Source organism: Sulfuricurvum sp. (genome assembly GCF_049587615.1).
Lineage (GTDB): Bacteria > Campylobacterota > Campylobacteria > Campylobacterales > Sulfurimonadaceae > Sulfuricurvum.
Genome location: NZ_JBAVEF010000050.1, coordinates 117,932 through 138,168 on the forward strand (window position 1 = coordinate 117,932; position 20,237 = coordinate 138,168).

Sequence of the window (20,237 nt, forward strand, 5' to 3'; positions counted from 1 at the left end):
GTATGACAGTATAAAAGGATCAACGCCAATAAATCTTGACGAATATCAAGATTTATTTCTTAATGACCTTTGTATTGTGAGGGAGAAAATCGCGAAAATCTTTGATATAGATGGCGTTGATTCCCTGCCCCAGTTCATGCACATCGGCTTCCAGCCGGAGCCAGCGGTTGAATGTGTATTGGAGTAAAACACTCGATACCGCATCGTTTTTATAAAGGACTCTGAGGTCTTTGTTGAGGCGTGCTCCCACTTCAAATCCCATTCCCCCCTCTGCCGTCGTGAGGATATTCATCTTATCGATCTGAAGTTTGGTCGCTCCGCTAATCAGCCCTTTAAGCCCCGCTCCTAACATAAAATTGGTTGCATCCGCGCGGACGGTCGACGTCGAACTGTCTCCTCCGGAGATGGTATTGGCGGGGCCGCCAAAGAGGATATAGCTCATAATATCATTTTGGCTCATGACCGGATCGGAGCTAAAGAGAAAAATCGGTGAATCGAGGGTATGGGTGACGTAGATGAAAATCTTATTGTAATCGACTTCATGCCCTATCGAGAGATTGAGATAAGGATTGAGAGGGGTGTCTCCCCCAAAATAGATTTCCGAGGGCTTGATATCGAAAGCTTTACCGGCAGTGGTTGCTTCGCCGGAGGGGATACTCAGCATGCCCAGAATCTGCATCGGGCCTGTCGGTTCTTTCCAGAGGGTTACATCGGGATTGAGCTGTAAATCAAGCTCTTTCGTTTTTAAATGGATCGGCTTTTGCGCGGTAATATGGAGATTCATTGAAAGTTTGGCACTGCTTGGAGGACGGACATCTTGAATAATAATGATGTCATCGTCCATGACTTTAAACTGCTGTAGCGGCAGGTAGGTGATGGTTGCGTCGAGAATATGCAACGCACCCGAAAGGTTTTGATTGGCATCTCGGTCGCGTGTAAACGTGATATCGGCCTTGGCATGTGCATCCCCCTCCGGTCCGTGATAGCTGAAACGATCGGAACGAAGTCGCAGAGAAGCGCTCAGATCCGGTGCAACCATTCCCGTAAGTAAGAGGGTATCGAATATCCACAGCTCGTCAATTATGAGTTCTCTCTCGCTATTTAGATGCATATAGGAGGGCTTGTCGCTAAAGAGGGGGTGATCAACAACTTCGAAACGGTAGTGATTCAGAGTGATATTGTCATCACGGTAGTTCAGGTTCACATGTCCGTTTGTCCCTGCATAGGCGCGCTGGGAATCGAGTACGGCAGCATACCATGGTATGGTGATATCGCTTTGGATAGTGAAGGTATCGTTTAGGCTTATGTGGGTTTTAGCACGGATTTCGGCGTCATAATATTCTCCCGGATGCACTTCGATAGGGCGCAGTTTGGAGAGAGTGGTGAACAAAGAGGGGATCAGGGTATCGATATCGATCCATTTTTGCGTCGGAGCAAGTGATCCGGTGATATCAAAAAAAGCACCAAGATAATTGCCTGAACCGTTGAGGGTTTGACCCGTTAGTGTGGCGTTGAGAGCCAGAGAATCTCCTGAAAGATGAAGACGTGTCGTATTGGCCTCATTATTCAGCGAAAGAATGAACTGTTCCGGCGGTTTGTACGCCCAGTTTTTCCACATGGGGGCATCGGGAGGGAGGGTTAAATTTCCGTTCAGAGCATGATGGCCGCCTTTGGTAGAAAAGAAGCCCTGAAACCGAGCGTGATCGTGAGCGGCATTGATTTTCCCCTCAAGTGCATCGGCGGTGAGAAGATAGGTGCCTTCCGCATCCATTTCGAACGGTGAGGAGCGGATAACCTCGGGAAGTGCTGCAATAAAGGCAAGATTTTGGTGCGTGCTTTGGAGTTTCCATCCGAAACGGTCATAATCTTTGCTCGAGAGGTGAAGGGTACTTCCATCGAGCGTCAGGGTGCCGATGAGGCCGTTGGCAGTATCGGTGAAGGCTCCGTGCAGTGCGTTGGAGGGGAGTGGCTGCGCAGAGGCGATGATGCCGTCAAATTCAGACGTTGTTTGACCGCCGAGGGCATAACGCAGACGCTGCTTCGTCTGCATGGTATCGCTGCCGCGCACCAGTCGATAGAGCGCATTGATATCGAAATACTCATTCTCATAGCGGTAGCGAAAATCAAGGTCAATTTCTTTGGCGTGCACGTGGGGGTCTTGTTTGGATGTCAAGTTGGCGAGGGTCGTGTGTAAAAGGGCGTGTTCGGTGGAAAGTTCCGTAATTTTTATCCGCAGTACTCTCGGAAGAGTGGTAAAGCGGCCGCTGTAAGGGGCCAGTTCGGCAGCATTAGGGTAGAGGTCACTGACCCCGCGCAGGGAATTGTTTTGGACAATGCCGTGAATGGTGCCGCTGGCGTAACGAGATTTAAACGTTGAATAAAGCGAAGTGAAACTGAGATTACTGCCATCATAGATTCCGTTTTTCCCCCTGATATCCAGTTCGATCGGATAGGCGCTCATCAGCTGGAGGTTGGTGATGGTAACCTCGCGGAGTTTGAACGTCGGAAACGGCCATATCGATTCGTCATCGTTCAAAAAATCGTCCAGATTGATATGCAAACCGTCGATTGTGACTGAATCGATCGTATATTCCCCTTTCAGCATTTTTACAAGGTTGTATTTGAGAATGAGGGTTTTGGCTTTTACCTTTTCATGACGGACGTTATGGAGGGTAAACCCCTCGAGCAGTGATCCTTCGCCATGGGAATAGCGGATATCAAACGGTTCTAAAAAATAGGTGTTTACGATTTCAAGACTGTCGGGGCGAAAGGCGATGTAGAGTGCCGCGGATGCGAGTAGAATGGCACTGTAGAGGAAAAAATGGAGAGTTACAAACAGGTGTTTGAACCATTTGAACCATGGGAGAGATCGAAACCGTTTCAAAAGAGCTCTCCGATTCGAAAATGGATGGCGTATTGACCAAAATCATTCGGATCAACTCCGACATCAATGGCAATCGGTCCTACCGGAGTTACATAACGAACCCCGGCTCCTACCCCTAAATACGCATCATTGACATAATCAGGAAGGATGTTTTGGGATGCAAAGGTGACATCGCTAAACAGCACCCCACGAAATTCCTGATAGATGGGGAAACGGTATTCAAATGATCCTTCGGTGAGTGAGGAAAAACCGATGGGATCGCCATCGCTGTTTTTTGGGCCTAACTCACGGTAGCGGTAGGCACGGTTGGAGTTCATTCCCCCGGCATAGAAACGATACGACGAAGGGACCTCTCCGTCATACGTCCGCAATGTCCCCCATTTGAGTTTGACACCGAAGATATGTTGATCGATACTGGTGATGTACGCGCCGGTTAAAAGACTCTTAAAATAGGTGGCATCGGAAAAAACCGTAGATCGAAGCGATCCGGTCAGCTTTGCATTGAGCCAGTACCCTTTTGTCGGTGCCAGCGGTTTGTCACGGGTGTCGAAATTGAGTTCACCCAACGGTGATGTGATGAAAAGTGCTGAGTTGGGGAAAGTACTTAGATCCTTGGAATCGTAGGTTTGAACCCGATCAAACAGTACCCCGACCATTGCAGAAGCCGGGGTGTCTTGATATTTTGCTGTAATTTTTTCATAAGTACTTTCCGTTTTATACCCGTCAAAAATTTCGTTGGTATACCCGATTTCCCCCCCTAACAGACCTCGATTGCGCAGCGGAAGAGCAACGCTTCCGGAAGCCTCTTGTTTGATTTGCGAATAGCGCGCATCGAGTGAGAGGGTTTTGAGATTGCCGAAAAAGTTGCGATGCTTTAATCCTGTTTGTGCTGCAAGCCCTTGATCGCTGCTGTACCCCAAACCGGCCGTAAATCGGATCGGCCGTTCAGCTTCTTCGATACTGAGCATGATCGGGACAACACTGCCGTTGCGATCATTGTCGTTGATAAGGACTCGGGTGATCCCCTCTTGGCCATAAAGGGCTTCGTAGCTCAGCCGAATCGCCTCGACGCTGTAAGGATCGCCCTCTTCGAACCGCAGCATTGAAGCGGCCAGTTGTCCCTCGATATTCGGAGTCGATTCGACGGAAACCGCACCAAAAGTACATGGTTCTCCCGGCGAGGCTTCAAACAGCAGATAGGCATAATCGGTTTCAATATCGATCCACGCTTTGGTATTGAATTGCGCGTTGCAATAGCCTGCATCCCCGTACCGTTTTTTCATCGCTGATTTGGAAGCGGAAAAGGCCTCTTGGTCGAAAAGTGCATCCGTATGAAGCGAAATAGCCGATTCGATGTCCAAAGGGCTGTTGATTTTAATGTCTTTAATACGGATAGGATGGTTTTCTTGAATTTTGAAGAGAACGCCTTCGAGATTCGTTTCGGAAGTGATTTTAGCGTGGTAAAACCCTTTGGACCGGTAAAAACTGGTGAGTGCCGAGACGCTTTGAGCTATGGTGATCGATTCAATGGTGGGCGAATCTTCCCACACTTCAATAGCGTAGGGTTTTCGCAGTCCTAGAGCACTATAGAGCTGATCAGACGAAACTTTTTCATTGCCGATAAAGGTGATGGGGAGGGGTGCGCTGATTAGTGTCATACAAAGCAACAGCATAAAGATGGCATATCGCATTATCACCCCTTCAAATATTTGACTCTATTTTACCGTAACAATAGTATACTCTAGGTAACCCAACCCTTTAGGTTCGCTTTTTAAGAGGGAAAGAATCTCCCGAATCGTCCCCGCATGAGAACAGACTAAAATATTTTTGTCGAGGGGGAGTTCTTCTAAAAATGTTTCGATCCGTCGGCGAAAATGCTCACGGCTCTCTTCGCATATAAAGGTATGCCAGCTCTCCTGCGATTCTAAAAAACAGGGATTATATTCCTCCATCTTCTCGATCTCCTCAAAGCTTTTACCCTCAAAGTGCTTTTTAAAAGCTACTTCCCGCAAACGTTCGTCCGTTGTAAAATCAGAATACCCGAGGGCTTCGAGGCTCTGGGTGCATCGGCGCAAATCGGAAGAGTAGATGGCATCATAAGAACGAGAAAGCGCTGCAGAGCCAAACAGCTCAGGATCAATCGGGATATCGGTATGGCCGATGGTGCGCCCGTGATACTCCGCTCTAGGAGCCGCATGACGCAGCAGTGTCAGTACCATACTAACAGCACCGTTAGTATCAGAATCAGTTCAACCCCCTCCAGCGACATCCCCAGCACGTCGCCGTTGATAAATCCGAGTGATTTTTTTGCAAAGCTCGAGAGGAGGTACGCGGTGACTATCCCCACGACAAAGAGGGCGAAAAAGAGCCAGGAGAGGAGATAAAATCCTAGAGCACCGCACAAACCGATCAGCAGCACGAGGGGAAAAATACGGAGATTTTGATGGAGCTGTGAGACAAACGCCGAGCGAAAATCGTACGTCCGAATGAGTACAAGGAGCCCCAAACGGCTGATGAGTGCAATCGCGATAAAAGGGAGAAATAGATGGTGCATCAGCAGTGTCGTGAGGGCCGCTATTTTGAGGAGGGTAAAACTCACTCCGTACAGCACTCCCATCGCTCCGACGGTGGGATCTTTGATAATTTCATAGGGATCTTTGCCGCTGTGGGCGGCGTACACCGCATCGGTAACATCGATCACCGCTTCGGTGTGGATAAATCCGTAGAGTACCATATATGCCATGGCGGCGATCAATGCCCCCAGCCACCCCAGTGACTCCAGTGCGACAAAGAGACCGATAGAGAGCCCTGCCAAAAGAGCTCCGACGAAAGGGAGGCTCAAAAGCATCGCTTTGAGGACACGCGGATGGGAGAGATTATCCTCGTCGTCGAAGCGGATAGGGAGGATCGTAAAATAGCTCAGGGCGAATTTGATCCCCAAATAGATGTTATTCACACGGCACCTCTTTCATGATTTTCAGCCAGTTTCGGTCGAATACTTTGCGGATATAGCTCTCACGGTGGGGAACGATACATCCGGCACAGTTTTGGTGGATCGCGGACTCACTCACGTAGCGATCCCCGTCGGGACTCTCGATCGAGCAGGTACTAAAGAGGGTTCGTTCCCCCTCACGCGTAAATCCCTGATCGTTAAAACGGAAATTGGGGCAGGCACAGAGGTAGCAATTGAGTTCCTTCGTATCGTGGCATTTTTTGTTTTCTGCGTAGAGAGGGCAGAACTCCGGCTCGTGTTGAACCATGTATTCAAATCGGAAGTATTCGATCACTTCGTCGTCGCTGAGGTGGGTGAGTTTGTTCATAATCGCTTGATGCTTTTGAGCGTGGGCGTCGAACCATTTTTTATAGGACATATAGAGGAGCCTTGATTAATTTGATTTCATTAACGCCGATATAATAAAAAGATGGTACTATTCTTGCTGAATTCAGTACCAATCGGTAACTAAATCTATCGAGGTTTCGGTCGCAGAACCAGCGTAGCAAATCAGCGTTAAAAGTGGGCTTTACCCTCTTGGAAAAGGTATTTTTATGAAAAAAACGATCGCAAATACGAACAAATTTTTCTCTACCGCTAAAAAGCGAGAAACAATGATTGTCAATTCGGTTTATACTTCTGCTAAAGCGGAAGGTTCTAAAACTACCAAAAAAGAATTGAAAGAACACTACAAACTTATCCATTCCTAATCTCTTCTTCGATTTTATCGATCAATAATTGCTGCAACGGCGCATAGTTGCAGTGATACCCTTCATGTACTTTCTGAATATAATTATCACCGCTTTTGAGATTAAGTCCGATCATAGGAAAACCGTTTTTTGCCAAAATAATATCGCCTAAAAGTCGGCTGATTCGCCCGTTTCCTTCCCTAAACGGGTGAATAAATAAAAATTCGCTCAACAATCGGGATAAATCCGCCGTGATCGATTCTATATCCTCGTACTGTTTTTTAGAAACCTCTTTAATCAACGTATTGAGTGCTGGAACCCCTTGTAAAAATTCTAACCTCCACGTCCAAGCTTCTTGCTTATCCCCTTTGCTCATTTCAACGGTTCTCAGCTCGCCCGCAAATGGGTAGATTGATTCAAAAGCCCTCTTGTGCCATTTTTTGACAGTATTAAAACCGAATGATCTCGAAATATCGAAATTGACAACCAAATCGCTGTAGAGTTCGAGGAGCTTTAAATCCTCATGTTTTTGAATCAAATCGCTATCGGTGGATTTGAGATAGTTGATACATACACCGCTAGAGGTCATGATTTTTTGAATGTCGTTGCTTTCCCAATGACTCCATGGATTCGAAATGATCTGATCAGGGATTAATCCGTCACATTGCAGATTCGTTTTATCGAGAATATTTTTGGGTGGCTTTGTTGATTTAAAGTATCGTTTATCCGTTTCATACCAATATTGGATAGGTGTATTATGGGAAGTTTTAAAAACGTAAAGAAGGTATTTTGATTTGATCATTAGTTTGTCCGTAATAGAATCCTGCTTCACTATGGTTGTTTATTATACCGCGTTTATACTCTCGATCACGCGCTCCATATCGATCTCCTCTCTCATCGTAGCGATAAAATCATCGATCGTTTTTTTCTTATAGGCTTCAAACGCCTCATCCTCAAAAATCCCGTGAACGAAGGTCCCTTTGATGAGACCCTTTTCATAGGAGAGGGGATATTTCACGCTCACCCCGTGATGGATTTCAAAACCGTTTATCGTGCTGCCGAAGAGGAGATATTCCCCTTTTTTGAGTACCTTTTCTCGCTGAAATACAATCACATCATCGATAAATCCGAGAGCTTCTTCACGACTCGGTTCTGAGGTTTCGACACCCCCCTCGTCAATGATCGACTTAAACATCATCTGATACCCGCCGCAAATCCCCAGTATCTCTTTGTGCCGCTCTTTGAGTGCGTCGAATAGCCCCGTTTTTTTGAGCCACCGCAAATCCTCGATCACCCGTTTGCTTCCGGGGAGGATGATGAGATCATAGTTTTCCAACGAAACATTGGAGGTGATAAATTCGACGAAAATGGTTTCATCAGCGATGAGGGGTTCGAAATCGTTGTAGTTGCTCATCGTCGGATAGTTGATAATCCCGATTTTTTGTGCGGGGTGAGGTTTGTTCTGGACGAAGTTTTTCAGGCTTTGGCTATCTTCAAATCCGAGGTTGAGGGGGAGATAGGGGAGGACGCCTAGCACGGGGATACCGAACCGCTCTTCGATGATATTCACCCCCTCATCAAAAAGGCTCCGATCGCCGCGAAATTTGTTGACGATCACCCCGATGACGTTGGCGCGCAAAGATTCGGGGAGGAGATTATAAACCCCCCAAATCGAGGCAAACACACCCCCTTTTTCGATATCGGCGACGAGGATGATCTTAGTGTTATATTTTTCGGCAATGTAGATATTGGAGAGGTCTTTGTCCATCAGGTTCAGCTCCACGGGACTCCCCGCCCCCTCACAAACGACACACTCATACCGCTCACTCAGATATTCGAAGCACTCATCGACGGCAGGCTTGAGGGTGTCGAGGTCGCGGTAGTAGTCGCGAACCTCTTTATCGGTTAACACTTCCCCTTTAACGATGAGTGAGGCGCTATTTCCGTGCCCCGATTTAAGGAGGATCGGATTGAGGTGGTAGCTCGTCGGAAGTCCCAGCACTTTCGCTTGAAAATACTGGGCGATAGCGATTTCGCTCCCGTCGTCGCACACGCGGGAGTTGTTAGAGACATTTTGGGCTTTGAACACCCCGACGTTGATCCCTCTCTCTTGCAAAAGCCGTCCAATCACAAACGTGAGGGTCGATTTCCCCGCATCGGACGAGGTGCCAAAAATAGAAATCGATCTCATACTATAACTCCCGCCGCTAATACGATAATCACAAGGGTATCGAGTTTCCACTGAAGAGCCAATGCACGCTGAACATCCACCGCCGTAATCTCCCGCTTCCCCTCGCCGAAATAGGGTTTCTCTTTCATCTTGCCGAAATACGACGTCGCCCCTCCGAGAGAGAGACCCAGAGAGAGTGCCATCGCCGCTATCGGGTATCCTGCGTTAGGACTCTCATGCAATGCGCCGTAACGCCATGTCTGTCTGAGGTGAGTGAGTTTGCCGAACAGGGTCACTATCAGCACCGCCGTGATGCGGGAGGGGATGTAATTAACAATATCGTCCAACCGCGCGGCTACTTTGCCGAATTTCTCATATTTTTCGCTCCGATACCCCACCATCGAATCGAGGGTATTGACCGCTTTATAGAGAAACAGCCCCACCAAACCGAACACTAACAGATAAAACAGCGGGGCAATCACTCCGTCGCTCAGATTTTCGGCGTAGGTCTCGATCGCCGCTTTGTTAATATCGCTCTCGCTGAGGTTTTCGGTGTCGCGGCTTACCAAATATCGGATACTTGAGGGGTCACTTAATACCCCCTGCACGCTCATGTAGAGCATTTTACCCGCGATCCCCGTCGAGGCGATGACTCCTAAAATCCACACATTATCGATCATCGAGATTGGGTAAACGAGTGCTAACACTGTGGCTAACAACCAAAACACGAGCCAAAAGCCGCGCAAAATACTGTCGTGATAAAATCGCTTTTCAAAAGCGGTGATAAAATCTCCCATCAGTACTACGGGGTGACGGATAAATGGGAACTCACCGAAGATGCGGTCGGTGATGTAGGCGATGAGGGCGATGGAAAAAAACATGGATAGTCTTTAAAGAAGATCAAATGGTTTTAAAAATCAAATAATAACCGAAACTCTCTTATTTAGAAAATGATTTTCTACAATATTTTTTCATACACTTAAATATATGAAGTATAATTGATAAAAAATTCGAGGATACTATATGTCAATAGTCCTTAGGCTTCAAAAGAAATGTTTAGATAACAATGAAGATTTACAAAATTTGCTCAGAGAAGCTTTGGTTATTAGTAAAAAACTAAAATTAAAAGATTTTGAACAATGGATTAAGCAAGAGTTACAAGGTTATAGTAGTATTGAAGAAGTACCTGAGTATAGGAAAATAAGGCAAACATTACAATTTTTTAATCTTTATCATGGTTGGCAAGATGCTGAGTTAACTAGCCAACTTTCTGAAGTAATAGGCATTGCTCCTATCATACAGTCAATCTCGGAAATAGAATATGTAATTTCAAAAAGTGAAAATGGGCTATATATCCCAGTACCTGAGAATATAGCAAAAACTTTAAGAGAACTTTATAAAGTTGATCGTCAATCAAGATTTCTAATAGATGCAACACCAGTGTATGGTATTCTCGGGCAGGTAAGAAATTTATTATTAGAGTGGACATTAAAATTAGAGGAGGATAACATTTTGGGTAATGATGATTTGATTTTTTCAGAAGATGAAAAGAAAGCAGCGCAACATATTTATAATATAGGAACCTTTCATGGTGTCATGGGGAATGTGGATAATGTTGGAAATATGTCAACTGGAGCGAATGCAACCAATATCTATAACGAGAATAGTATAAGCAATAAAATAGATGAATTGATTGTTGAAATTAAAAAACTAGGGTTGACAGACCAAAAAGAAGTAATCAGAGATTTAGAAGCTTCAAAAGATAATCCGGAGAAGGCTAAAGCTGTATTAGGTGGTTTGCTTACAAGAGGCTCGGAAGTAGCTTCAATAGGTTCTGCAATTATTGGTATTTTAGGATTGTTGTAAATCCATTATGAATCAAGACAAAAATAGTACTTATATTACCTATAACATTGAAACCATTAATGGGGTAGTAGGTGATATTGGCAGTATCGACAATTTGTCTACTGGTGATAATACAACAAACATATCGAAAAAAAATACTCTGGAAAAGTCTCCTGAAGTAAAAGGCACAATTTGGAAAAAAAAAGTTGTAAATTTATATAAAAATTTGACTATCAAAAAGATATATATTGAACTGAATGAAGATAATGCAATTTCCGATCAAAATGATTTCGACGAAAAAATACAAAAAGCCATTCGCTATAAATTAGAAAATAAAAGTTTTTGTATATATCTCAAACCGATACGACATTTATCGAGCTATAAAAATGAAAAGGCTTTAGAAGCTAAAAATATTTTTTATGAATATTTACTTTCAAATAATGAACATATCAAAAAGTGCGAAATGATTCTCAATGAAAGTATGAATGCGATATTACATCTGTATGAAAATTCTGAAAGAAAATTAATTTTTAGGGGCATTATAGAATATTATAAAAGAGAAACTTACTCTAATTTAAACAAGGTTTCATTTGGCTATATTGATAAAGATTTTTATTGTTCTACACAGCTAAATGATCAAGATATGGAAGAACTTGATAAAAAAATTAATAATGAAATGAATAGACCTTATTCGTTTGTAGATTTTTATACTGGATTCGATATTCACGATTTGCCGTATAATGCAAAATATATAAAAGCAATCCCGACAATTTTATTTGAAATGAAACAAAGAAATATTGATTTAAGTGACTTGGAACAATATTTAAATGTCAAAATTGGGAATTAGTTACTTCACATTCTATTGTTTTCACAGCTTATTTCGCTTATTGTACCCTCTCTCAACTCAGAAGCAATATTTGTGATCGCTTCTTTAAACCGCTTTAACGCATCCATCTGTTTGACTGCAATCCGCACAGTCCGCTTATCCAAAAAATCGAAATTGGAACAATCGCGCACCATGATCTTGTACGGAATAAGCTTCTCCTGCAACTCCCGTGCGTTCATCGACGCGAGACGGACAAGGAAAAAATTCGCATCACTCTCAAATACTTTCTCAAAAAGGGACGAGTTATCGAGGAGGGTTTTCAGATAGGTTTTCGCCTCCGCGTTCAACAAATGCGATTGGGCACGAAACGGCTCATCTTTGAGTGCGGTGATAAGAAAATGGCTATCGAGTGCCGAGATTTTCCATAGCGGCTCTTTGGCTCGGAGTGCATGGATATTCTCACGCGAAGAGAGGACAATCCCGACCCTCACCCCCGCACATCCGTAAAATTTCGTCTGCGATTTTAAAACGTAGAGTTTGTCGTAAGTTTGGAGGTAGCGGGTTGCCGACTCCCCCCCGCAAAACTCCAGAAACGATTCGTCGATGAGGATCGTGCAGTTTTTCTCCATCCACTGCTCCATCAGCACATCGATCTCGTAATAGCGTCCGTCGGGAGTGGAGGGGTTGACAAAGATAACGAGGGAGTTCTCCTCGACCTCCGTATCCATCGCCTCAAAGCGGTTGATGAGACACACTTTTTTACCGTGAAGGTGTGAGGCTTTTTTGTATTCTAAATAGGCGGGGGAGTAGATCGTACAAGTCGCATTATCGAAAAATCGGAGCAATGTAAAAATCGCCGAAGAGCCGCCGTTGAAAAGCTCTAACTCCTCCGACGTGACACCGTAGTGCTCAGCTAACGTCTCCGTTAGTCTCTCATAGCTCGGATAGGCGTTGAGGGTCACACTGCTGAAATCGACCGTAGGGGTGATGAAGTTAATGTTAGAGGAGAGATCAATCACCTCTTCATGTGCGCAGTCGCAGTGCACGGCAAAGCTGTTCACATCCCCGCCGTGTCCATAGATCGTCATTTGAGCCGCTTCTCCAGTCCCAGTTTCACTTCGTAGACCTCATCACAAAACCTAGCCAATGTTTGACCGATAATCCCGCTGAGATCAACATAACGGCGGCTGATAGGATCATTCGGGATGACCCCCGATCCGACGTCGTTGAGAACAAACACGATGTTAGCGTCGATCTCTCCCAAAGCCTCTATTTCAGCGACCAGCGCCTCTTCGCTCTCATCGAGACGGTTAAGTATCCACATCGAAATGCAGTCGATCAGGTAGGTTTGGTGCGGTTCGATCACACGTGAGAGATTTCGGCTCTCTTCGAGAGTGATAAACTCTTCTCCACGAGAAGAGCGGTGTTTGTCGATCCGTTCCCCCATCTCGCTGTCGCCGAAAGAGTGGTCGTAGGTGGCGAGGTAGTAAGGTTTCTGTGTCGCAATAGAGAGTGCCTTTGCCTCCGCAAGAGAGCTTTTCCCCGATTTCTGTCCGCCGAAGTAAAGTATCTTCATCCTAAAAAGCTCTCCACTTTGCGGGTGATCTGCTCTTTCGTGATGCCGTTTAAAAGGGCATAAACCAGCGCACCCCCCGCGCCGACCCCCTCTTTTGCCTCCCCCTCATCATAGAGTTTGGGGGCGGGATGATCGGTGAGGGAGAAATCGAAATCGGCGTAATAAGCGTTGATACTGAAGTCGTTCATTTCCAACAGCCCTTTGATGTCGCTACTAATATCTTCGGCGACCCATTTGGTCGTGCAAAGGGCGATTTTGGAGCTATCTAACTCCCCCTCCATCATCTGCAAGATGCGGTTGATGACAAGTAACACGCACGCCATCTGCGTCCCCCCCGCCAATACAATCGGGATATCGCGGTTTTGGAGACCGAGGAGCAATCCGGCATTAAAGATCACCATATTATCCCCCACTTTTGAGAGGATGTCGAAAAGTTCGTCGCTCTCATTCACATGGAAGAGGGCGTGATCGATAACACGCGCTTTGATGTCATCAGGGGTGTTTTTAAAACTGCTGCTGAATTTCTCCCGCGCATCGTACCCCAACGCCAACGCCATAGCGAGTGCCGTCGTCGTCCCTGCGGGAACCGATTCGCCTAGGATGATGTAATCCCCCGCTATGGATAGCTCCTGCGCAAACTGTACCCCTTTCTCAAACACCTCTTCGGCGGGGATACAAGCCCCCTGCTCAATCGAACCACTAGGAGCAATCCCAAAATCGTGGAGGGTAAAATGCTCCACCGACGGGGCAATCTCCAAGCCAAGATTCAGAAGCTCAATCTCCCGAAACGGGTGGAGGAGATGGACGGCGCGGGTGATGAGGGCGGGGGTGGGAACCCCTTTAGGGGTTTCGGCGATGGAACCCAGACTCCGCACCTCTCCGATGGTTATAAACTCCGCATCGAGCGTCGGGGTGAGATGGAGGAGCCCCGGAATCCCCGCTTGGGTAATCCCCTCGATATTTGCCGTTGCCGTGTTGCTCATACACAAAAGAAACGATGCCCGCTTCCCCCGCAGACTCTCGATAAAATCTCTTTTTCCCGTGATCGTTTGTATCATAGTAGCCTCTCCAATAGTTCTTGATAATTACCGCCGTTAAGGTAGCGGTTGACGCTGTAAAAGAGCATTGCATACTCGCGGTAGGGGCGAAACGCTTCTAACGTGATCGTTGCGCCGTAGCTCTCCAACAGAGCCTCTGTTTTTTCGCCATTGTCGCACCACGAGAGATCCGTGACGGCGAGGTCGAAGAGAAAATCGCCGTTGCACGCTTGGGTGAAATCGATGACGCACGAGAGGCTTCCCCCCTTAAAGAGGGCGTTATCCAAAAAGAGATCGCCGTGAATAATCCCGTCGTTACGCAATCTCAAATCGATTTTTTTCAATAGCGTATCGAAAATTTCGACGTTGCTCTCTTCGATCATCCGCTCCAGCCTCGATCTCTCAAATAACGGCTCGTTAGCACTCTGCCGTGTCGCCGTTAGGGTATGGAAAGAGCGCAAAAACGTTCCGATCTCTCGCACCTCATTGATCTCGGCACTCTTAAGACTTTTCCCATGACATCGGCGGTAGATAAGGGCGGGTTTGCCGCAGATGCTCAACACTTCCCCCAAAGATTTGGCAATCGGGAGGGTTTCGCAGAGGATGAGAAGTTTTAGTTCCTCCTCAACCGACGCGACGGTAGCGTTTTCAAAAATTTTCAATACCCGTTCATCGTTCAGGAAATAGACGCTGTCCATCACCCCGTCCGTACTCGCTTCGAGAGAGGTGATATCCAAGGATTGCGGTAAATCCTCTAGGGTTATAACGCTCTTCACACCCATTCGACCACCTCATCCAGTGTTTTTTTCTCTTCCCACCCCAGTTTCAGCAGTTCGGGTTCATCCAAAAATTCGTTCACATACCCCATCGTCAAATAACCGATCAGTTTGTACTCTTCGCCGATTCCTAAAATCTTTTTCACCTTTTTGGGGCGTAGAATACTCACCCACCCCACCCCGATATTGTGGGCGCGTGCCATCAGCCAAAGGTTTTGGATCGCGCAGACGACGCTGTATTCCCCCATTTTCTTTTGGGTTGTTTGTCCTAAAACGGCTTTGATCGGTTTTTGGTACAAAACGGCGATATTGAGGGGGGACTCTTTGATCCCTTCGAGTTTGAGGGTCGGATAGAGGGAATTGTCTTTAAACTTTTTGGACGCTTTGGCGTTTTCAGAGACAAACTCGTTATACATTTCTTCCCGTTTCGCGGCATCTTTTACAATGAGAAACTTCCACGGCTGTGAAAAACCGACCGAGGGGGCGGAGATTGCCGCTTCCAAAATTTTCCGCAGCACCTTATCTTCGATGGTGGTATCCTGAAAACGGTTTCCCCTCACATCACGGCGTGATGAGAAGATCGATTGGAGCATCTCGGCATCGCGGAGGGTAAATTTCATCGTGACCCTTTATGACGATGAAGTATCAGATAGATAAAGAACGGCCCGCCGATAAACGAAGTAACGACTCCGATGGGAATGTCCGAAGCGGCTCCGAGATTACGGGCAACCAGATCACACGCCACCAAAAAAATCCCGCCGTAAAAAAATGTCGGGAGGATCAGGGTGTCGCTGCTGCGCCGATAGAGCAGTTTGATGATATGGGGGACGATCAGCCCCACAAACCCGATAGGCCCCACGACGCTGACGCATACCGCTACTGCCAAAGAGGTGATAAGAAGGAGGCTCATAATAAGCCGTGTGACGTGAACCCCTTTTAGAAACGTAAAATCAAGCGACGTCAACAGAAGTCTTAGCGGCTGACGCTGCCAAAGGATCGACACCAAAAACAGAAGCGATACGATGATGATCGGATAGGCGGTATCGAATCCGACGATATTCAGACTCCCCATCGTAAAACGGACAATCGAATAGCTCTGTTCAAAATCGCTCAAATAATAAAGAACCATAAGGGCAGCCGAATAGAAAAAAGACAAGGCAATCCCCACGAGGAGAAGCGACCCTGTCTGCGCCGATTTGAGTGAGCGCGAGAGCAAAAAAAGGACAATCACGGTTAATAACGCTCCGAAAAAGCTTAATGCGTATTGCCAAAAGAGGAGACCGCCGAAAAAAACAATCGCTAGCGCCGTCCCCAATGTCGCACCGCTGGCAACGCCGAGAGTGAAGGGGGTAGTGAGGGGGTTGCGAAAGACACTCTGAAAGACAAGCCCCGCGAGAGAGAGGATTGCACCGCTGCAAAAGGCGATGATCACTCTGGGAGAACGAATCTCCCAAAAAAGCATCGATGAAGAGGATGCGGGGTTGAGAATCTCTTGGATATTCAAGGTGATCTCCCCAAAAAATGGGGCAATGACAAGAACCGCCAGCGATAGAATAAGACTAACGTACTTCATCGTAATTCACCACAAAGTTTTCGCCGATATTTTGAACCGCGTTGCCGAAACAGCTTTCAAGACGGGAGGGATCAAAAAAATCACCGCACGATCCGAAGAACCGGACCCTCCCCTCTTCCAGATAAAGAACGTTATATCCGAGTTTGTAGGCTAGATTCAGATCATGGGTAATGATGATTGTGTTTTGAAAATAGGAGCCGTTTTTGAGGAGGCGGTAGATTTTGACTTTTTTTGCCTGATCGAGATTGGCGGTTGGCTCATCGAGAATCGTGTATTTGGCACGGTGCAAAATTGCGCCGGCGATCAGGAGAAGTGAAGATTCGCCGCTGCTGAGGCTTTGGCAGGGGGAGTGTTTGAGATGTTCTATCTCCAGCACTCCGAGAATCTCCTCCCTCATTCGAGGATCGCCGCCATCGAAGCAATTGAGGTCTAAATAATCACTTACGCTCAGGTACTCATCGTAAATATCGAGGAGCGTGGGGACATAGTTGATCACCTGTGAGCGGAGGTGCGGTGCGATTTCACCCATATTTTTCCCCTCCAAAAAAATATTTTGGGAAGGGAGGAGCTGGCAAAGTGCTCTCGCCAGCGTCGTTTTACCGCTTCCGTTATTTCCCAAAATCGTCAAATTCTCCCCCTCTCTCAGGGTAAAACTGACATTTTTTAAAATTTGGCAGGTGAGATCAGCGACGTGCAGCATCAAGTAAATACCCCCTCATATCGTCTAAAAAAAGACCCAGACGCTGGCTCGGGTTGCTCGAATAGGGCTGATCCTCGACGTAAATTTTTTCCCGTTTGGCCGCATTGATCGGGAGGTGCCGCCACGGAGCAATCAACGCCTCTTTCGTTAACCCCCGCTCTTTAGTATTCGGGGCGAGGAGGATAATCATATCGGGGTTGAGGGCGATAATGTTTTCGAGATTGAGAACCGGTTGCCCCTTGCGGCGGCTTTGGAGGGCATTGGTGTTGCCGCTCTCTCGAATGAGATCGTCAAAATAGAGATTCTGCCCCGAGACATAGATGCTTTTGGAGAGGTCAGTAGTGTGTCCGAACACCATCAAAATCTTTTGGTTGCGGACAATCCCCCTCAGGGCGCGGAGTTTTTGATCGAGTTCGTTCACAATCGCTTTGGCTCGTTCTTCTTTACGGACGATCCGTCCCATGGTAAAGATCGATTCACGAATCGAGGGGTAGGTATCGATTTTAATGATGCGTGTTTTGATCCCCATCTTTTGAATTTTTTCCGCCAAAGGGGCATTATTTTCCTGCAGTATCACCATCGTTGGGCTGAGGGAGAGGATTTTTTCTAGGGAGGGGGAAAAATATCCCCCCACCTTGGGTTTGTTTTTTGCCTCAGGGGGATAGTTGCAATACTCCGTATTGGCGACGATCTGATCTCCCGCACCCAAAGCATAGAGGGTTTCGTTGATGGCGGGGCTCAGTGCGATGATCCTCTCAACGCCGTAAAGATTTATACCCAATATCAAAAGAGCCCAGAGTTTCAATAACATGCTTCTACCTTGTAAACCCATGTCATGGTTTTAGCATCGTTCAAAATGAAATTCTCCGCTGTCGTATGGACCGATTCTCCGTCAATGAGATAAAACCATCCGAATTTTCCGATCTGTGATTGAACGCCGTCGATGGAACGGACAAAGCGGTAGTTCCCCGTTTTACTCGTCTCTGCACGGCTGATCTGTTGGAGAACATCCAATGCGCTCATTCCGGGCGAATAGGTCGTTTCGATAACTTTATCGGGTTTGCCGTTGCCGTACAGGATGGTTACTTCGAGCTCGTTTGCAAAAATGGATACCCACAAAAGGAGCAGAGCACCGATAAATTTCATTAGAAAGATGCCTTCAATCCCGCATACCATGCACGCGGGGATGTTGCGTATCCATCGACTGTTTGATAGTATTTGTCGGTGAGGTTGTCAACTTTAACGTAAATACCGAAAGATTTGGTGAAATCGTAATTGATAGCCGTATTGACAAGAGTATAGTGCCCTGTTGGCTTGGTTCGCAATTTATCATCGTAGCGTTCTCCGATGTATTCTCCATACACCCCTACGTGCAGTTTTTCAATCCCGTCGTAATCGATGCCAAATTTAAACGTCTCTTTGGCTCTTCGTGCCAGATCGGCTCCTGTATTGTCCTTGGCGCTAAGGCGTGTATAGTTAAGCGACAGAAGCGTTTTGGCAATAATCTCTTGTTGATACTCTGCCTCCACCCCTTTAAAAGTCGACGTTCCGGCAATATTGGTATATTTCCATGTCGTCATGTCAAAATCGATCATATCCTTTATCGTATTGTAAAAATAGGTTAGAGTTATCGCTTTATAGCCGAATGAAACATCATAACTTTGTGCACTCTCAGCACTCAGGGCAGTGTTCCCATAGGGGCCATAAAGATTATAAATAGTCGGTACATTATAGGCTGTTCCATAATTTGATGAAACAAACAATGCTTGATCGAAATGATGTTTTATCCCTATTTTTCCTGTTGTTTTATCGTTAAACGTATCATGATTATCGATTCTTATCGATTCTGTTAGGGTCGTTTGGTCATTAAATGTATTGCAGTTTGTTGCAAACAAGCCCTTGTCGGTATATTTTTCATTGAGTGTATTGAGATGCTCAAACGATTTGTAATCTCCACCGATGAGTATAAAATCGTCGTTTAGGTAGGGAATTTTTGAGCTTACACCATATTCGGTTACGACGCCATCAAACTCTTTTGTATAAAGATCTTGCGGATAGTTTCGCTCAAAAGAGGAACGCTTGGCGTAGAGATTGAGCTCATTAACGTTATCAACGTGATTAAAATTGAGAGAAGAGAAACGGTTGCTTGTGGTGCTGTTATAGATGCCGTTGGGGTTATTATAGGGGTCTCCTTCATTTTCTGCATCGATAATCGTATGTTGGAGTTCAACTTTATTGGTTGGAGTGATGATGTATCCAGCTTTGAGTGTGGTGGTCGTGTTTTTGTAACCGTCGTCTTCGAAGGTATCGAGATCGACACCTCGGGGGGCTTGAGCACTAAAGCCATCCGTATAGACGACCTTTGAACTCACACTGATGTAGTAGTTGTCCGCACCGTAGGATGCGCTGGCACCGTATTTTTGAGTATTGAAGCTTCCAACTTCACCATTGAGTGTTCCGTGAAGCCCTTTCTGGGTACTTTTGGTGATGATGTTGATCACTCCCGCACTCGCATCCGCTCCCCATATTCCGCTTTGCGCCCCCTTCACTACTTCGATGCGTTCAATATCGCTAATCATCAAATGTTCAAAAGGAGCCCCTGAGAGTCCGGTAGGATCGTTGTAGCGTATCCCGTCGATGAGAACCAAAATACGTTTGCTATCAAATCCCTGTAGATAAACCGAAGTTGATTTACCCAATCCTCCGTTGCTGGTCAAGCTTATTCCGGAGAGGAGATTAAGCGCTTCGGCAACGGTCGTTAGGTGTTTTTCTTCGATCTCTTTTGCGGTAATGATATGGACGTTGGCGGTAACTTCTTTGAGTGATTGTTCCGTTTTTGAAGCGGAGACTAGGATAGGATCAAGATTAAGAGTATTGGCCTCCAATGAGGTGACTAATGTTGCTGCGGCAATAAGCGATAGGCTTTGTTTGTACATGAGTGTCCTTGAATAATAGTCGTAATAATGGATGAGAGGAGGAGACTCTTAGGAGGCGAAACGGTGGAATAGGTGTGGATAGGGTGCGTCGGACAAATCCATGCAATACGGGTAACGTTTTGCATGAGACGGATTTCGGAGGCATAGGCTTGAATCGCGACAAGGGAGAAATAGGTTTTACCAAACCCTTTCGGTGCATGCATGACCTATTCCCCTTTTACCTTTTTGCGAAT

22 protein-coding genes are annotated in these 20,237 nt (G+C 46.2%); 3 read left to right on the top strand and 19 right to left on the bottom strand.

Going from position 1 to position 20,237, the window contains the following annotated elements:
* Positions 1-52 precede the first annotated feature (52 nt).
* From WB308_RS09120 to WB308_RS09140, 5 genes are read right to left on the bottom strand one after another with little or no spacing between them, the layout of a single operon-like run.
* Positions 53-2,884 carry a translocation/assembly module TamB domain-containing protein gene (locus WB308_RS09120; RefSeq protein ID WP_424190942.1) on the bottom strand — a complete coding sequence of 944 codons (2,832 nt, stop codon included), beginning with the start codon at positions 2,882-2,884 and terminating at the stop codon, positions 53-55.
* Complete coding sequence (locus WB308_RS09125) at positions 2,881-4,575, bottom strand: autotransporter assembly complex protein TamA (RefSeq protein WP_424190943.1); 1,695 nt, start codon at positions 4,573-4,575, stop codon at positions 2,881-2,883. Before WB308_RS09125 ends, WB308_RS09120 begins: the two co-directional genes overlap by 4 nt.
* Positions 4,576-4,599: 24 nt before the next feature.
* Positions 4,600-5,103: a histidine phosphatase family protein gene (locus WB308_RS09130; protein WP_424190944.1), complete on the bottom strand. Its 504-nt coding sequence runs from the start codon at positions 5,101-5,103 to the stop codon at positions 4,600-4,602.
* Positions 5,094-5,840 carry an adenosylcobinamide-GDP ribazoletransferase gene (locus tag WB308_RS09135; RefSeq protein ID WP_424190945.1) on the bottom strand — a complete coding sequence of 249 codons (747 nt, stop codon included), beginning with the start codon at positions 5,838-5,840 and terminating at the stop codon, positions 5,094-5,096. Before WB308_RS09135 ends, WB308_RS09130 begins: the two co-directional genes overlap by 10 nt.
* Positions 5,833-6,255 carry a hypothetical protein gene (locus WB308_RS09140; RefSeq protein ID WP_424190946.1) on the bottom strand — a complete coding sequence of 141 codons (423 nt, stop codon included), beginning with the start codon at positions 6,253-6,255 and terminating at the stop codon, positions 5,833-5,835. Before WB308_RS09140 ends, WB308_RS09135 begins: the two co-directional genes overlap by 8 nt.
* A 175-nt stretch (positions 6,256-6,430) precedes the next feature.
* On the opposite strand from WB308_RS09140, the gene WB308_RS09145 reads away from it, so the two are divergent.
* The gene (locus tag WB308_RS09145; protein WP_299988452.1) at positions 6,431-6,586 is read left to right on the top strand and encodes a hypothetical protein; all 156 of its coding nucleotides are present in this window, start codon (positions 6,431-6,433) and stop codon (positions 6,584-6,586) included.
* On the opposite strand, the gene WB308_RS09150 is transcribed toward WB308_RS09145, so the two are convergent.
* The 3 genes from WB308_RS09150 to cbiB are packed head-to-tail and all read right to left on the bottom strand — an operon-like array spanning position 6,573 to position 9,616.
* The gene (locus tag WB308_RS09150; RefSeq protein ID WP_424190947.1) at positions 6,573-7,367 is read right to left on the bottom strand and encodes a Fic/DOC family protein; all 795 of its coding nucleotides are present in this window, start codon (positions 7,365-7,367) and stop codon (positions 6,573-6,575) included. The two genes, WB308_RS09145 and WB308_RS09150, sit on opposite strands and share 14 nt — an antisense overlap.
* Before the next feature lie 42 nt (positions 7,368-7,409).
* Positions 7,410-8,756, bottom strand: a complete 1,347-nt coding sequence (locus tag WB308_RS09155) for a cobyric acid synthase (protein WP_424190948.1) — start codon at positions 8,754-8,756, stop codon at positions 7,410-7,412.
* Positions 8,753-9,616 carry an adenosylcobinamide-phosphate synthase CbiB gene (gene cbiB / locus WB308_RS09160; protein ID WP_424190949.1) on the bottom strand — a complete coding sequence of 288 codons (864 nt, stop codon included), beginning with the start codon at positions 9,614-9,616 and terminating at the stop codon, positions 8,753-8,755. The genes WB308_RS09155 and cbiB overlap by 4 nt, the downstream gene beginning before the upstream one ends.
* A gap of 142 nt (positions 9,617-9,758) precedes the next feature.
* Here cbiB and WB308_RS09165 point away from each other — a divergent pair, with 142 nt between their 5' ends.
* Together WB308_RS09165 and WB308_RS09170 are read left to right on the top strand one after the other, a co-directional pair.
* The gene (locus WB308_RS09165; RefSeq protein ID WP_424190950.1) at positions 9,759-10,601 is read left to right on the top strand and encodes a hypothetical protein; all 843 of its coding nucleotides are present in this window, start codon (positions 9,759-9,761) and stop codon (positions 10,599-10,601) included.
* A 7-nt stretch (positions 10,602-10,608) separates the two neighbouring features.
* Positions 10,609-11,427: a hypothetical protein gene (locus WB308_RS09170; protein ID WP_424190951.1), complete on the top strand. Its 819-nt coding sequence runs from the start codon at positions 10,609-10,611 to the stop codon at positions 11,425-11,427.
* A gap of 5 nt (positions 11,428-11,432) precedes the next feature.
* On the opposite strand, the gene WB308_RS09175 is transcribed toward WB308_RS09170, so the two are convergent.
* The 11 genes from WB308_RS09175 to WB308_RS09225 are packed head-to-tail and all read right to left on the bottom strand — an operon-like array spanning position 11,433 to position 20,207.
* Positions 11,433-12,494 (bottom strand): aminotransferase class I/II-fold pyridoxal phosphate-dependent enzyme, encoded by a 1,062-nt coding sequence (locus WB308_RS09175; RefSeq protein ID WP_424190952.1) that lies wholly within the window; start codon positions 12,492-12,494, stop codon positions 11,433-11,435.
* The gene (locus tag WB308_RS09180) at positions 12,491-12,982 is read right to left on the bottom strand and encodes a bifunctional adenosylcobinamide kinase/adenosylcobinamide-phosphate guanylyltransferase (RefSeq protein WP_424190953.1); all 492 of its coding nucleotides are present in this window, start codon (positions 12,980-12,982) and stop codon (positions 12,491-12,493) included. The genes WB308_RS09175 and WB308_RS09180 overlap by 4 nt, the downstream gene beginning before the upstream one ends.
* Positions 12,979-14,040 (bottom strand): nicotinate mononucleotide-dependent phosphoribosyltransferase CobT, encoded by a 1,062-nt coding sequence (gene cobT / locus WB308_RS09185; protein ID WP_424190954.1) that lies wholly within the window; start codon positions 14,038-14,040, stop codon positions 12,979-12,981. Before cobT ends, WB308_RS09180 begins: the two co-directional genes overlap by 4 nt.
* On the bottom strand, positions 14,037-14,801 hold the full coding sequence (locus WB308_RS09190; protein WP_424190955.1) for a phosphotransferase: 765 nt from the start codon (positions 14,799-14,801) through the stop codon (positions 14,037-14,039). The genes cobT and WB308_RS09190 overlap by 4 nt, the downstream gene beginning before the upstream one ends.
* Positions 14,792-15,415 carry a 5,6-dimethylbenzimidazole synthase gene (gene bluB, locus WB308_RS09195; protein WP_424190956.1) on the bottom strand — a complete coding sequence of 208 codons (624 nt, stop codon included), beginning with the start codon at positions 15,413-15,415 and terminating at the stop codon, positions 14,792-14,794. The genes WB308_RS09190 and bluB overlap by 10 nt, the downstream gene beginning before the upstream one ends.
* Positions 15,412-16,368, bottom strand: coding sequence for a FecCD family ABC transporter permease (locus WB308_RS09200; protein WP_424190957.1), 957 nt, complete (start codon positions 16,366-16,368; stop codon positions 15,412-15,414). The genes bluB and WB308_RS09200 overlap by 4 nt, the downstream gene beginning before the upstream one ends.
* Positions 16,355-17,068, bottom strand: coding sequence for an ATP-binding cassette domain-containing protein (locus tag WB308_RS09205; RefSeq protein ID WP_424190958.1), 714 nt, complete (start codon positions 17,066-17,068; stop codon positions 16,355-16,357). Before WB308_RS09205 ends, WB308_RS09200 begins: the two co-directional genes overlap by 14 nt.
* Complete coding sequence (locus WB308_RS09210; RefSeq protein WP_424190959.1) at positions 17,052-17,879, bottom strand: ABC transporter substrate-binding protein; 828 nt, start codon at positions 17,877-17,879, stop codon at positions 17,052-17,054. Before WB308_RS09210 ends, WB308_RS09205 begins: the two co-directional genes overlap by 17 nt.
* Complete coding sequence (locus WB308_RS09215; protein WP_424190960.1) at positions 17,870-18,214, bottom strand: DUF4430 domain-containing protein; 345 nt, start codon at positions 18,212-18,214, stop codon at positions 17,870-17,872. Before WB308_RS09215 ends, WB308_RS09210 begins: the two co-directional genes overlap by 10 nt.
* Positions 18,214-20,004: a TonB-dependent receptor plug domain-containing protein gene (locus tag WB308_RS09220; RefSeq protein WP_424190961.1), complete on the bottom strand. Its 1,791-nt coding sequence runs from the start codon at positions 20,002-20,004 to the stop codon at positions 18,214-18,216. Before WB308_RS09220 ends, WB308_RS09215 begins: the two co-directional genes overlap by 1 nt.
* Entirely contained in the window at positions 19,962-20,207 is a 246-nt protein-coding gene (locus WB308_RS09225) for a hypothetical protein (protein ID WP_424190962.1), read from the bottom strand. The genes WB308_RS09220 and WB308_RS09225 overlap by 43 nt, the downstream gene beginning before the upstream one ends.
* Positions 20,208-20,237: the final 30 nt, after the last annotated feature.